The organism is Nonomuraea sp. NPDC003709 (genome assembly GCF_040610775.1).
GTDB lineage: Bacteria > Actinomycetota > Actinomycetes > Streptosporangiales > Streptosporangiaceae > Nonomuraea > Nonomuraea angiospora_A.
The window spans coordinates 40,725-53,207 of sequence record NZ_JBEXMW010000021.1; the positions used below are offsets into that span (position 1 = coordinate 40,725).

Annotated in this window: 11 protein-coding genes; 5 read left to right on the top strand and 6 right to left on the bottom strand. The window is 70.9% G+C overall.

Going from position 1 to position 12,483, the window contains the following annotated elements:
* Positions 1 to 21 precede the first annotated feature (21 nt).
* Together ABZX61_RS46550 and ABZX61_RS46555 are read left to right on the top strand one after the other, a co-directional pair.
* Entirely contained in the window at positions 22 to 1,713 is a 1,692-nt protein-coding gene (locus ABZX61_RS46550) for an ABC transporter family substrate-binding protein (RefSeq protein WP_355204612.1), read from the top strand.
* A gap of 41 nt (positions 1,714 to 1,754) precedes the next feature.
* Positions 1,755 to 2,861 (top strand): winged helix DNA-binding domain-containing protein, encoded by a 1,107-nt coding sequence (locus ABZX61_RS46555; protein WP_355204614.1) that lies wholly within the window; start codon positions 1,755 to 1,757, stop codon positions 2,859 to 2,861.
* 27 nt (positions 2,862 to 2,888) lie between these two features.
* Here the strand turns inward: ABZX61_RS46555 and ABZX61_RS46560 are convergent, their stop codons facing one another.
* Positions 2,889 to 3,140: a hypothetical protein gene (locus ABZX61_RS46560; RefSeq protein WP_350739188.1), complete on the bottom strand. Its 252-nt coding sequence runs from the start codon at positions 3,138 to 3,140 to the stop codon at positions 2,889 to 2,891.
* A 101-nt stretch (positions 3,141 to 3,241) separates the two neighbouring features.
* Positions 3,242 to 4,330 carry an MFS transporter gene (locus tag ABZX61_RS46565; RefSeq protein ID WP_355204616.1) on the bottom strand — a complete coding sequence of 363 codons (1,089 nt, stop codon included), beginning with the start codon at positions 4,328 to 4,330 and terminating at the stop codon, positions 3,242 to 3,244.
* A gap of 80 nt (positions 4,331 to 4,410) precedes the next feature.
* Here ABZX61_RS46565 and ABZX61_RS46570 point away from each other — a divergent pair, with 80 nt between their 5' ends.
* Entirely contained in the window at positions 4,411 to 4,860 is a 450-nt protein-coding gene (locus ABZX61_RS46570; RefSeq protein ID WP_355204618.1) for a hypothetical protein, read from the top strand.
* A gap of 23 nt (positions 4,861 to 4,883) precedes the next feature.
* Here ABZX61_RS46570 and ABZX61_RS46575 read toward each other — a convergent pair whose 3' ends face one another.
* Positions 4,884 to 8,351 (bottom strand): WD40 repeat domain-containing serine/threonine protein kinase, encoded by a 3,468-nt coding sequence (locus tag ABZX61_RS46575; protein ID WP_355204620.1) that lies wholly within the window; start codon positions 8,349 to 8,351, stop codon positions 4,884 to 4,886.
* Between the two features lie 87 nt (positions 8,352 to 8,438).
* Between ABZX61_RS46575 and ABZX61_RS46580 the strand changes: the two genes are divergently transcribed.
* A complete protein-coding gene (locus ABZX61_RS46580) occupies positions 8,439 to 8,882 on the top strand; it encodes a carboxymuconolactone decarboxylase family protein (protein WP_355204622.1) in 444 nt (147 codons plus the stop codon).
* Between the two features lie 300 nt (positions 8,883 to 9,182).
* Positions 9,183 to 9,350 (top strand): hypothetical protein, encoded by a 168-nt coding sequence (locus ABZX61_RS46585; protein WP_350739201.1) that lies wholly within the window; start codon positions 9,183 to 9,185, stop codon positions 9,348 to 9,350.
* A gap of 62 nt (positions 9,351 to 9,412) precedes the next feature.
* Here ABZX61_RS46585 and ABZX61_RS46590 read toward each other — a convergent pair whose 3' ends face one another.
* Genes ABZX61_RS46590 through ABZX61_RS46600 form a run of 3 tightly spaced genes read right to left on the bottom strand, consistent with a single transcriptional unit; the run spans position 9,413 to position 12,424 of the window.
* Positions 9,413 to 10,033 carry a pyridoxamine 5'-phosphate oxidase family protein gene (locus tag ABZX61_RS46590; protein ID WP_355204625.1) on the bottom strand — a complete coding sequence of 207 codons (621 nt, stop codon included), beginning with the start codon at positions 10,031 to 10,033 and terminating at the stop codon, positions 9,413 to 9,415.
* A 48-nt stretch (positions 10,034 to 10,081) separates the two neighbouring features.
* The gene (locus ABZX61_RS46595) at positions 10,082 to 11,155 is read right to left on the bottom strand and encodes a PrsW family intramembrane metalloprotease (protein WP_350739207.1); all 1,074 of its coding nucleotides are present in this window, start codon (positions 11,153 to 11,155) and stop codon (positions 10,082 to 10,084) included.
* A 57-nt stretch (positions 11,156 to 11,212) separates the two neighbouring features.
* A complete protein-coding gene (locus tag ABZX61_RS46600) occupies positions 11,213 to 12,424 on the bottom strand; it encodes an amidohydrolase (RefSeq protein ID WP_355204628.1) in 1,212 nt (403 codons plus the stop codon).
* Positions 12,425 to 12,483 lie beyond the last annotated feature (59 nt).

Genomic DNA, 12,483 nt, shown 5'->3' on the forward strand with positions numbered 1-12,483 from the left:
TGACCAGGAGGAATTCTCTCGATGAAAGCATCACGTCTTGTCGTGGCCGCCGTTGTCACGGGCTCGCTGTGCCTGGCGGGCTGCGGCAAGGGCACGGGGAGCGGGCCGGGCCGGGAGAGCGGCGGTGACGAACGTACGATCAAGGCCTACGACATCAACCCGCGGCCGCGCGACAAGGTCAAGGACGGTGGGACGCTGCGGTGGGGCATCAACGAGTTCCCCGCGCAGTGGAACAGGAACCACGTCGACGGCAACCTGGCCATGGCCGCCGTGGTCAGCAACGCGCTGCTGCCCTCGCCGTTCCATTCCGACGAGAAGGCGGAGATCTCGGTCGACCGCAACTACGTGCTCGACGCCGAGGTGACCGCCCAGCGGCCCAAGCAGGTGGTCACGTACAAGCTGAACCCGAAGGCGAAGTGGTCCGACGGGAAGCCGATCACCTGGGGCGACTACGAGGCCCAGTGGCACGCGCTGAACGGGCGCAACCCCGCCTTCCACATCGCCTCGTCCACCGGCTACCAGGACATCGAGAAGGTGGCGCGGGGGAAGGACGACTTCGAGGTGGTGGTGACGTTCGACAAGCCGTTCGGAGACTGGCAGGCGCTGTTCGGGCCGCTGCTGCCCGCCGCCACCAACCGGACGCCCGAGGCCTTCGACAACGCCTGGCTGAACAAGATCCCGATGACGGCCGGGCCGTTCAGGTTCGGGGGGTTCGACCAGACGGCGAAGACGATCACGATCGTGCGGGACGACTCCTGGTGGGGGAACCGGGCGAAGCTCGACAAGATCATCTATCGGTCGTCGGAGCAGGACTCGCTGATCTCGGCGTTCAGCAACGGGGAGCTCGACCTCATCGACGTGGGGCCGTCGGCGCCCGACTACGCGCGGGCGAAGGGCACGCCGGGGGCGCAGGTGCGGCAGGCGGCTGGCCCCGATTTCCGGCATTTCACCTTTAACGGGTCCAGCGAGCTGCTCAAGGACCGCAACGTCCGGCAGGCCGTCCAGCTGGGCATCAGCCGCCAGGCCATCGCGCAGTCGGACCTCCAAGGCCTCGACTGGCCGATCGCCCTGCTGAACAACCACTTCTTCATGAACACCCAGGAGGGCTACCAGGACAACGCCGGGAAGCTCGGGGCGTACGACCCCGGTCAGGCGCGGCGGCTCCTGGACGCGGCCGGGTGGAAGCTGAGCGGCTCGTTCAGGCAGAAGAACGGCAAGGTGCTGGAGCTGCGGTTCGTGGTGCCGTCGGGGGTTCAGATCAGCAAGGCGGAGGGGGAGCTGGCGCAGACCATGCTCGCCCAGATCGGCGTGAAGCTGACCATTCAGGCCGTGCCGAGCGATGACTTCTTCACCAAGTACGTCATCCCCGGCAACTTCGACATCACGCCCTTCGCGTACATCGGGACGCCTTTCCCGGTTTCCAGCAGTTTCGGGATTTATGCCAATTCCGCCGATGGCAAGACCTGGAACGCGAACTTCGGCCGTACCGGCTCGCCCGCCATCGACCAGGCCATGAACCGCGCTGCCCAGAGCCTCGACCCGGTGCGGGCGCGCGCGGCGGCCAACGAGGCGGATGCGCTGATCTGGCAGGAGGTCAACGTGCTGCCGCTCTACCAGCGGCCGCAGAACGTCGCCGCCCGCCAGACGCTGGCCAACGTGGGAGCCCGCGGCTTCTACGACCTCCGCTACGAGGACATCGGCTTCACCGGCTGACCCGTTCGGAAGTGTCGGCGGCCGGGTGTAGAAGTGGACGCGTGACTACCAAGCTGACCTGGCCGCAGATCCTGGCCTGGCGCCTGCGCAGACAGTTCGTGAGCGAGCCGGACGCGCCCGATCCCGTGGCGGTCGCCCGGCGGCTGTGCGGCGTCCAGGCACAGGTCGCCTCCTCGGCCCAGCTCGCGGTGGCGGTCCGGAGCGACAAGCCCGACCCGGGCGGCATCGACCAGGCCCTGTGGAGCGACCGCACGCTGGTCAAGACGTGGATCATGCGGGGCACCCTCCACCTCCTCCCCGCCGACGAGCTGGCCGACTTCTGCGCGGCCCTGGGCACATTGCGCTTCTGGGAGAAGGGCTCGTGGCAGCGCGGCCACGGGGTCACCGCCGACGAGATCGCGGCGATCATCGACGCGGTCCCCCGCGCCCTGCGCGACGGGGCGCCGGGTGGGGCGGCGCTGACCAGGGAGGAGCTCGTCGACGCCGTGGTGACGGTGACCGGGGACGCTCATCTGCGGGAGGCGCTCACGTCCGGCTGGGGCGCCCTGCTCAAGCCGCTGAGCCGCCTGGGCGAGCTCTGCTACGGCCCGCCCCGCGACGGCAGGGTCACCTTCACCTCCCCGCGCACCTGGCTCGCCGGATGGCCCGCCGCGCTGCCGCCTTACGAGGAGGCCGGCGTACGGGTGGCGCGCGCGTTCCTGGGGGCGCACGGGCCGGCGACGCCGGAGATGTTCGACACGTGGCTGTTCGGCGGCGTGGCGAAGAAGACGGTGCTGAAGGGATGGTTCCGCGACCTGGCGCCCGAGCTGACCGAGGTGGAGACCGACGACGGCCAGACCCTGCTGGCCCTGACCGAGCACCTCGACGACCTCGCCGCCACCGGCCCGTCGGCCGAGGTCCACCTGTTGCCGGGCTTCGACCAGTACATCCTCGGCGCCCCGCGCGGCCTCGCCCCGCTGATCCCGCCGCCCCTCAAGCCCAAGGTGAGCCGTCAGGCGGGGTGGATCTCCCCTGTGGTCGTCCACGAGGGGCGGGTCGCGGGAGTCTGGGAGGCCAAGAACGGCCACATCACCGTCGACCTCGCCGCCCCGCTCCCCCCGGGCCCTCTTGAGGAGGCCATCACCCGCATCCGCACCCTGCTCCCGTAACCCGCCCGCGCCCGGGGGCGGGGTGGGTCAGCGGCCGGTGGTGGCCATGATGCGGTCGACGAGGCCCTGGCTGCCTTCCTCGCGCGCACAATGCGCACAGCAGTACCAGTGCTCGCCCGATTGCACCCCATGCCCGATGACCTTGGTGCCACAGTGCTCGCAGATGGGCGCCATCGCCTCGATCGCACACTGGAAGCAGTCGAAGGTGTGCACAGCTCCCTGCGCATGCACCTCGAACGCCATGTCGTAGTCATTTCCGCACGTCTCGCAGACAGCCATGGTGATCCCTCCTACAGTCCATTCCGCCGGGGGGATACCCGGTTCTATGGCCTCTCTTCCTCAAAGGCCCACCAATTTCCCCAAATGTCCCTCGAAGTCGGTCAGGGCCGGGCGACGCGGGCCACCAATGGCAGGCCCAGGAGGCCGAGGAGGGCCAGGGCGGAGGGCAGGCCGAGCCATCCGCTCAGAGCCGCGACGAGCAGCGGGCTGATCACGAACCCCGCGTACGAGATCGTCGACACCCCCCACACCAGCGTTCCGCTCGGGTCGTCGGCGGCGGCCCGGCTGAGGAGGGCGGGCACCAGCGGGCCCAGCGCCAGCCCGGTCACCGCGAAGCCCGCCATCGAGGCGAGCACGGTGCCGCCCAGCCCCGCCAGGGCGATGCCCGCGCCGCCGCCCACCCCCGCCACCAGGTACAACGCCCGCAGCGGCACCCGAGGCAGCGCCTGTACGATGAGCCGCCCGGCCGTCAGCGCCGCCATGTAGACGGACGGCGCGGCGCTCGACACCAGGGGTGTGGCCCCACGGTGCTCCTCCAGCAGCAGCACCGACCACTGCTCGACCGAGTTCTCGATGACCAGGACGCAGGCCGCCAGCGCCCCCACCACGACCGCGGCGCCCCACAGCGCCCGCCTGTCCGGGCCGCCGGACGAGGCGGACGCTCCCTCGCCCGCGGGCAGCGCCAGCACCGTCAGGGACGTGGCGATCACGATCAGGGCGATGATCACGAGGACCGTGCCGACGCTCAGACCCAGGGATCGGGCCAGGCCGGTGGCGGGGGACGCCGCTATGACCGCGACCGGGAAGGCCGCGTGGACGGGCTGGAAGAGGCGGCGGCCCGTCTCGCGCTCGGCGCGCCCCGTGGCCAGGTTCAGGGCGATGTCGAGCGCCCCGCTGGTCGCCCCGACGAGCAGCAGCGACAGCGCGAGCTGCCAGGGCGTGGCCACCAGCCCGATCCCGGCCACGCTGAGCCCGAACAATGCCGTCGTCACCAGCAGGGCGGTCCGCTCGCGCCCCCGCACCAGCCGCCCGGTCAGCGCCATCGCGGGCAGGGCCCCCACGGGTACGGCGCTCAGCGCGAGTCCCAGGTCCCCCGCCGAGATGCCCAGATCCAGCTTGATGGCAGGCAGGAGGGCCGACCAGGAGCCCCAGAACACGGCCCAGGCCGCGCACACCGCGATAAGCGGCATTTACCACAACCCCTTGATATTTCGGTCAAGGCACAGTAAAGATCGACGTTGTCCTTATTACCCCTGCCGAAGGGAAGCTCGTGCTCACCCGAACGGTCATCGCGACGGCCTTGGTCGCGGCCGGGATCGTCGCCACCCCCTCCTCCGCGTACGCGGCCACGGCCCGCTTCTCCCCTGAGCGGGTCTGCGGCCCCGGCTTCCATCGTGTCAAGGACGGCCAGCGGGCGATGAAGACCCGCGAGGGCGCGGTGCTGGGGCAGGTGTACCTGATGTACAACAAGCGGAGCGGCAAGAACTGCGTGACCGCCATCAAGAGCGCGTACACGGGCACGCGCACGGTCACCGGCGCCTACCTGGAGGTCAGGGGCGGCGGCCGGGCGGAAGACGTGCAGAAGTATCGCTTCTACGCCGAGACCGGCCACATCGACGGCAAGTGGAAGTGCGTGAAGTACGCCGGCTGGACCCGCGACCCGGACAACCGCGTCGAGGCCTGGGGCGGCCGCAAGACCTGGGGCAACTGCAAGGGCTGAGGTCCCTGGAGGGCGGCGTCCCGTCAGGGGCAGACGTTCTGGTACGGCACGCCGCCCAGGTACCGGCCCCACTCGTCGGCCGACAGCGAACGCCCGGCCCGCGCGCACACCTCCTGCGCGACCCGTTCACTCCGCACGGGAATCGCGTGCAGGGCCTCGTCGGTCCCGGCCTGCAACGTCTCCCCGTCCGCACTGAACGCCAGCGACACCGGGCCATCCCCCAGCCGGTAGGACCCGCCGAGCCGCCGCCTGGTCTCGACGTCCCAGAGCTGGAGCGCGCCTTTCTCCGTGACGGAGGCCAGGGTCCTGCCGTCGGGTGAGAAGGCCAACAGGAGGAGGTCGTCGGCGGCCCGGGGCAGGGCGGGGCTCAGCCGGGTCGGCCCGTCCACCGACCACAGCCCGATCCGCCCGGTGGCCGCCTCGTTCACGGCCATGAGCCCGCTCCGGCTGAACTCGATCGCGTTCGTGGCCCCGAACCCGGCCCCCACGGGCTTGCCGGTGCGCAGGTCGACGAACCTGCCGCCGAGCAGCGACGCGTACGCCGTACCGCCCGGGAGCAACGGCCCGCCCTGGTACCTGGTGTCGGTCGAGCTCAGCAGGCGGCCGTCGGCGGCGTCGAGCATCACTTCTTCGGCCACCGGGTTCTGGGGGAACACGACGTTCGTCACCAGCCGCCGCCCGTCCCGGGTGAAGTGCACGTCGGTGACGGCACCGGCCGGCTTGGACACCCGCGTCGACCAGAGCTTCGCGAGGGTCCGCACGTCCCAGAGCGCGATCGTGCCGTTGGCGTCCGAGACGGCCAGTCTCGTTCCGTGGAACTCCGCGGGTTCCCCGTCGTCATCGCCGACGGGAAGGCTGCCGGTCTCCTTGCCCGCGCGCACGTCCCAGATCCGAAGCCGCTTTCCGGCTTGGAGCGCCGCCCACCGGCCGTCCGGGCTGAGGAAGGCCGAGCCCGGCGTCTCCGTCACGTGCGTACGCGACCGCAGGTCCAGGCTGACGACGGCGTCGTCCACGACGTACCGCAGCGTCCTGCCGTCGGGGTCGAAGGCGACGTCGGCCAGCTCCCCCTCGGCGCGGTAGCCGAGTGCCGCCCGGCGGGTGCGCAGATCCCAGACCTGCACGTCTCTGCCGCGGTATGCCGCGAGATGACGGCCGTCCGGGCTGAAGCGCAGCTTGCTTTCCGATCCGCAGACCTCGCAGGTCAGCGCCACGCCGAAGGCCCGGCCCGAGGCGACGTTCACGAGCGCGACCTCGGTCCCGTTGCCGCAGGCGAGCGTCCTGCCGTCCTGGCTGAACGCCGCCAGGTCAGGATGCGTCACGCAGGCGCGGAAGGGTCGCTCGGCCCGCCAGCCCGGCAGCGAGCGCTGGTCGAAGCGGCCTCCCGGCAGCAGCAGGTGCCGGCCCGAGGGGTCCACGAGCGGATCGTTCACCGCCACCTCGCCGCGCTGTTCGAAGACGCCCTTGCCGAACCGCCTGCCGGTGGACACGTCAAGCAGGTAGTAGATCTCCTGACTGGCGTACATCAGCGTGAGCGTGGTCTCGTGCTCGCCGAACACGGCGGTGTAGACGCCCTCGAACGCCGGTGGAATGCGCCGTTCGAGGAGTTTCCTGCCGGTCTTCAGGTCCCAGACACCCAGCTCCTCCGTGGAGGTCTCGGCCAGCAGCCGGCCGCTGCGGCTCAGCGCGGGCGTGCCGGTGATCGTCCCGTTCACCTTCATCTCGGGCCAGCTCGCCGTGCGCTCGTGGGTGCGCACGTCGTACACGTTGACCCCGCCCTCGCTGGCGCTGACCAGCGTGCGGCCGTCGCGGCTGAGCAGCCGCTCGGCCGAGCCCTTGACCGGCGGCTCGCGGAAGACGGCGGCCTCCTGCTGCTGCAGTGAGGCGATCAGGCTGGAGCGGGCCTCCGGCTGTGCCGGCGAGACCCGCCAGGCCGCCACGCTGAGCAGCATCGCCAGGGCCGGGTCGGCGGTACGCATGCGGTCGGCCTCGGCGGCCACCTGCTTGGCGGCGAGGATGTCGCGCTGGCGGGCGGTCTCCTGGCGCTGCCGGACCGCCAGCCCGCCGGCCACCAGCGCCACCACGAGCAGCAGGGCCAGCGTGACCGTGGTCAGCGTCCGGCGTCTGGCCCGGCGCCTGGTCAGGTCGGTGCCGGCGCGCAGGAAGTCGCGTTCGAGCGGGGTCAGCGTAACGTGGCGGCGTCCGGTGGCGGCCCAGCTCAGCGCCTGTTCCAGGCGGCTGCCCTGGAACGCGTCGGCGTCGCGGCGGCCGTTGCCCGCCCAGTGCCGGGCCGCGGCGTTGACGGTGTTCAGCAGGGCCAGGCCGTCGCGGTCGGCGTCCACCCACATGCGCAGCCTCGGCCAGGCGCGCAGCAGGCCGGGACGCGACAGCGCCACCGAGCCGTCCCCGTCGGCGATCACGTACGAGAACGCCTCCAGCACCCGCTTGACCGCCGCCGACTCGCGCTCGGACCGCCCGCCGAACAGCTCCTCGTACCCGGCCGTCCGCCCCTCCTCGTGCCCGTCCCCGTCCACGGCCACCAGTCGCAGGAACACCTCGGCCGCGACCTCCCGCTCCTCGGGAGCCAGCGACTCGTAGGCGTCCTCCGCGATCGTGCCGAGCGCGGGATCGGCGTGGCCGGGACCGTGCACGTCCCGGGCGGTCCGGCTGCCGGCCGCCAGCAGCCCCCTGATGTCGGAGCCGGTCCCGCTGACCAGCGCGAGCAGCAGGTCGTGGGCCGCGGGCCGGGCCGCCGGCTCCTTGTCGAGGGCGGCTTCGACCAGCGCGGCCAGCCGCGGGGGCAGCGCGCTCAGGTCGGGCCGGTGGGAGAGCACCCGGTGCATGACGCCGCCCAGGTTCTCGGCGCCGAACGGCTCGTGCCCGGTCGCGGCGAACACCATGACCGCGCCCCACGCGAACACGTCGGCCGGGGCGCCCGCCCGCTGCCCCGTGAACACCTCGGGCGCCATGTACGCCGGCGTGCCCGACACCTCGCCGGTCTTGGTGAGCGACATGTCGATCGTGCGCGCGATGCCGAAGTCGATCACGCGTGGGCCGTCGGGTCCGAGCAGCACGTTGTCCGGTTTGAGGTCGCGGTGCACGACCCCGGCGTCGTGGATCGCGGTCAGCGCCGTCGCCACCGCCGTGGCCAGCCGGTGCAGGTCGTCGCCGCCGAACCGGCGCCCGTCCCGCACGGCCGCGCCCAGGCTCGGCCCCGGTACGTACTCCGAGACCAGGTACGGCTTGCTCCCCTCCAGGTCGGTGGCCAGCACGCGAGCCGTGCAGAACGATGACACCCGCCCCGCCGCCGTGGCCTCCTTGGCGAACCGGTCGCGGATCGCGCGGTCGCCGTTCGCGTGCAGCACCTTGACCGCGACCCGGCTGCCGCCGGCGTCGTAGGCGTCGTACACGACCCCCTGCCCGCCCGAACCCAGCCGCCCCGCCAGCCAGTAATCCCCGATGCGCTGGGGATCCCCCGCTCTCAGCGCCTCCATGGCGGGTTAGATGTCACTTTCTTCGCGGAAGTTGTCACAACTGGGCGGCCCATCCCGTCCTCCTACAAACGAACTGAGGAGAGACACATGACCCAGCGGATCAACGTCGCACAGCAGGTTCCGCAGGCGTACCACCACTTCCTGGCCGTGGAGAAGCTGCTGCACGAGAGCGAGCTGCCGACCACCACCCTCGGGCTGATCAAGTTGCGCGCCAGCCAGATCAACGGCTGCGGCTACTGCGTGGACATGCACAGCCGCGACCTGAAGAAGGCCGGTGAGAGCGACGAGCGCCTCTGGTCGGTGGCCGCCTGGCGGGAGGCGACCGTCTACACGCCGGCCGAGCGGACCGCGCTCGCGCTGGCCGAGGAGGCGACCAGGCTGGCCGACGGCGCGGGTGTGCCGGACGCGGTCTGGGAGGAGGCCGCGAAGCACTACAGCGAGAAGCAGCTGGGACTGCTCATCGTGGCGCTGGCCATGATCAACGCGTGGAACCGGATCGGTGTCACGGCCCGGCTCACGCCCGGAGCATGACATTCGTAGAAATGCATTGAGAGAGCCGGTGGTGGCCCGTTAGGTTGGCGCGCATGGCGGGTGGCAGGCGCCCGTCATGCCACCGGCCGGCGGCGCGGACACGCGCTTCCGAAGGGGGAGGCCATGAAACGCGTCAGAGTCACGAAGTCGACGACCAAGCGGCCCACGAAGCCGGCTCTGGAGCTGGACCTGCGGACCCCGGCGGGCCGCACACTCCCCTACTGACGTGCTCTCTTTACGCCGGATTTATCGGTCCTTCGGTAGATAACTAGATAACAAAGTCATCACGGGGGGCTCACGATGAAGAGGCTTGTGGTGGTGCCGCCACACATCGCCAGGCACAAGGTCCGCGAGATTCCTTCGGCCGACCGCCGCAAGCAGCCCGCCGATCCCAAGGTGATCGACCTGCGGGCCTACAGCGGCCGCAACGTCATCCGTTTCCCGGGCGGTCCGACCTCCGCCGCCTGAAACGCCTGAAACGCCTTGAAAGCACCGCCGCCCGGCCCGGGGCCGAGCGGCGGGCTCCGAGGTCAGCCGTAGAGGCGCTCGGCGTAGGTCTTGCCGTAGTAGCTCTCAAGCTGTTCGAGGCTTTCCTCCACTTTCTGCACGTCCTTGACGAGCCGCGCGTGGGAGGGCAGGACCTCGGGCTCCCAGCTGTCCGGCTTCCACAGCGAGGAGCGCAGGAACGCCTTGGCGCAGTGGAAGAAGATCTGCTCGATCTCCACCACGAGCGCGAGGTGCGGGCGGTGGCCCTTCACGATCATCTCGTCGAAGAACGGGGCCTCGCGGATGAGCCTGGCCCGGCCGTTGATGCGCAGGGTCTCGTTGCGGCCGGGGATCAGGAAGATGAGCCCGACGTGCGGGTTCGTCAGGACGTTGAGGAATCCGTCGGCCCTGCGGTTGCCCGGCCGGTCCGGGATGGCGATCGTGGTGTCGTCGATGACGTGGACGAACCCGGCAGGGTCACCCTTGGGCGAGACGTCGCAGGCGCCCGTGTCGTCCGACGTGGCGATCAGGCAGAACGGGGAGGCCGCCAGCCACTCCCGGTCACGCTCGTGCAGCCGTACGCGCTCCTTGGTCGCCGCCCTCGGCATGACCTCGCCGAGCAATTCGCGTAGCTCAGTCTCGGACCCGATCTCCACCCAGCTCATCTGCTCTCCCTTCGAGGGTTCACCCCATTTTGCCAGGGAGCGTCCGGGTCACCAGCGGCGGGCGTTCGCCATCATGCCCAGGTGCGCGTCGCGTTCCACGGCGAAGCGGACCGGGTCCATGGCCTGGCGCTCGGCCCGCAGGTGCAGCATGGTCAGCTCGGTCGCCGCCTGCTGGTAGTCGCCCATGGCCCGGCCGAGCCCGGCGCCCCTGGCCCACTTGCGGGCCGCCTTGCGGCCGGACAGCGTGCTGAGCATCCTGACGTCGGCCTCCGTGATCAGCCCGGTCTGCTGGTAACCGGGCAAATAGACGCCCATCCTGGTGACGAGCTGACGGCGTTCGATGACGGTCACGGTGATCAGCAGGATGAGCGCCCCCATGATCACGAGGTACGCGGCGGCCACCCAGGCCAGGGAGCCCGTGGTGGCGGAGCCGTTCCAGAGACCGTGCAGGAAGACCGCGCCCAGGTAGCCGAGCGGGATCGCGGCGAACCTGGCCGCGGTGCGCCTGGTCAGGGCGTAGGCGACACCGAGGCCGATCATGGAGGTGTAGATGGGGTGGCCGAGCGGGTCGATGAGGCCCCTGATCACGAACAGTTGCAGCGCCCCGCCGGCCCCGTCCTCGTTGTACGCGAGCAGGTAGTAGCCGACGTTCTCCACGGCCGCGAAGCCCAGGCCGGCCATGGAGGCGTACACGATGCCGTCGGTCAGCCCGTCGATCTCCTGCCGCCTGCGCAGGAGCAGCAGCAGCGCCGAGCCCTTGAGCGCCTCCTCGATCACAGGGGCCAGCAGGACGGTGCCCACGTCGTCGACGACCGCCTCGCCGAACCCGGCCCTGGTGAACAGCGCCTCCCCCACGAACGACAGCGCGACGCCGAGCACGATCGCCACCCCCGCGCCCCACGCGAAGGCGAACGCCAGGTTCAGCTTCGGCTCGGGCTCCAGCCTGTCGAGCGAGAGCACGGCCGCCAGCAGCACCGGCAGCGGCGCCACGCCCAGCAGCGCGGACAGCCCGAACCCCAGGGGCCCGCCCGACAGCAGCATGACGGTCAGCACGATCAACGCCAGGGCGCTGGACACGACCAGGCCGATCAAGAGGGCCTTGCTGGGACGCTGGACTGGCATCGTGGTGCCTCCCTTTCGCTGGTCCGACCACTATGCCCGCCCCGCATCTACAGCCGCTTAACGGTCACTTGATTCGCGGTAATACGGATCCGCCACGACGGCCTCGCCGTCGGCGTAGGTGTACACCTCCCGGCCGGAGACGAACACCCGCAGCGCCCGGCTCATGACGTCCAGCGGGTCCCCCGACCAGATCACGACGTCGCCGTCGAGCCCGGGGCGGAGCGCGCCCACCCGGTCGTCGATCCCCATGATCCGGGCCGGGTTCAGGGTGATCGAGCGCAGCGCCTCGGCCGGGTCCAGGCCCTCCTTGACCGCCAGCGTGGCCTGGTGGACGAGGAAGTGGATCGGCACGACGGGATGGTCGGTGGTGATGGCCAGCCGCACGCCCGCCCGCGCCAGGATGCCCGGGTTGCGCAGCGAGCGCCGGCGCAGCTCGACCTTCGACCGGCTGGTGAAGAGGGGGCCGATGATGACGGGGACGTCCCTGTCGGCCAGGGTGTCGGCCAGCAGGTGGCCGTCGGTGCCGTGGTTGATGATCAGCCGGTAGCCGAACTCGTCCGCCAGCCTGAGCGCGGTGGAGATGTCGTCGGCCCGGTGCGTGTGCTGGCACCAGGGCAGCTCGCCGTCCAGCACGCGGACCAGGATCTCCAGCGTGCCGTCCCGGTCGAACGGCTTGCCCTCGTCGGCGGCCGCCGCCCGCCTGGCCTTGTAGTCCTGCGCCTTCATGAACGCGTCCCGGATCACGGCCGCCACGCCCTGCCGGGTGGACGGCAGCTTCTTCTGGTCGCCGTACACGCGCTTGGGGTTCTCGCCGAGCGCGCTCTTGACGCTGGCCGGCTCCTTGACCAGCATCTCGTCCACGGACCTGCCCCAGCACTTGATCGCGACCGTCTGGCCGCCGATCGGGTTGCCGGAGCCCGGCTTGATCACCGCGGTCGTCACGCCGCCGGACAGCGCGTCTGCGAAGGCCAGGTCGGCGGGGTTGATGGCGTCGAGGGCGCGCAGGCGGGCGCCGTTCGGGTCGGTCATCTCGTTGGTGTCCTGACCGGCCCAGCCCTCGGCCTCCTCGTACACGCCGAGGTGCCCGTGGGCCTCGACGAAACCGGGCAGCACCCAGCCGCCCGCGGCGTCCACGATGGGGGTCCCCTCGGGCACGGCCACGTCCCGGCCGACGGCGGTGATCTTCCCGTCCTGGACGAGTACGGTGCCGCCGTCGATGGGGTCGCCGTCGATCGGCACAACGTATCCGCTGGTAATAGCAAAATTCATGACTCGTAACCTACCGGTGGGCGGGTCGCCGAGCCCGTGCACACTGGGTCCTCCAGGGC

Coding starts and splice junctions, on each gene's coding strand:
- ABZX61_RS46550 (WP_355204612.1), top strand. CDS start 22: ATGAAAGCATCACGTCTTGTCGTGGCCGCCGTTGTCACGGGCTCGCTG.
- ABZX61_RS46580 (WP_355204622.1), top strand. CDS start 8,439: ATGACCCAGCGGATCAACGTCGCACAGCAGGTTCCGCAGGCGTACCAC.
- ABZX61_RS46560 (WP_350739188.1), bottom strand. CDS start 3,140: ATGGCTGTCTGCGAGACGTGCGGAAATGACTACGACATGGCGTTCGAG.
- ABZX61_RS46585 (WP_350739201.1), top strand. CDS start 9,183: ATGAAGAGGCTTGTGGTGGTGCCGCCACACATCGCCAGGCACAAGGTC.
- ABZX61_RS46590 (WP_355204625.1), bottom strand. CDS start 10,033: ATGAGCTGGGTGGAGATCGGGTCCGAGACTGAGCTACGCGAATTGCTC.
- ABZX61_RS46565 (WP_355204616.1), bottom strand. CDS start 4,330: ATGCCGCTTATCGCGGTGTGCGCGGCCTGGGCCGTGTTCTGGGGCTCC.
- ABZX61_RS46595 (WP_350739207.1), bottom strand. CDS start 11,155: ATGCCAGTCCAGCGTCCCAGCAAGGCCCTCTTGATCGGCCTGGTCGTG.
- ABZX61_RS46575 (WP_355204620.1), bottom strand. CDS start 8,351: ATGGAGGCGCTGAGAGCGGGGGATCCCCAGCGCATCGGGGATTACTGG.
- ABZX61_RS46600 (WP_355204628.1), bottom strand. CDS start 12,424: ATGAATTTTGCTATTACCAGCGGATACGTTGTGCCGATCGACGGCGAC.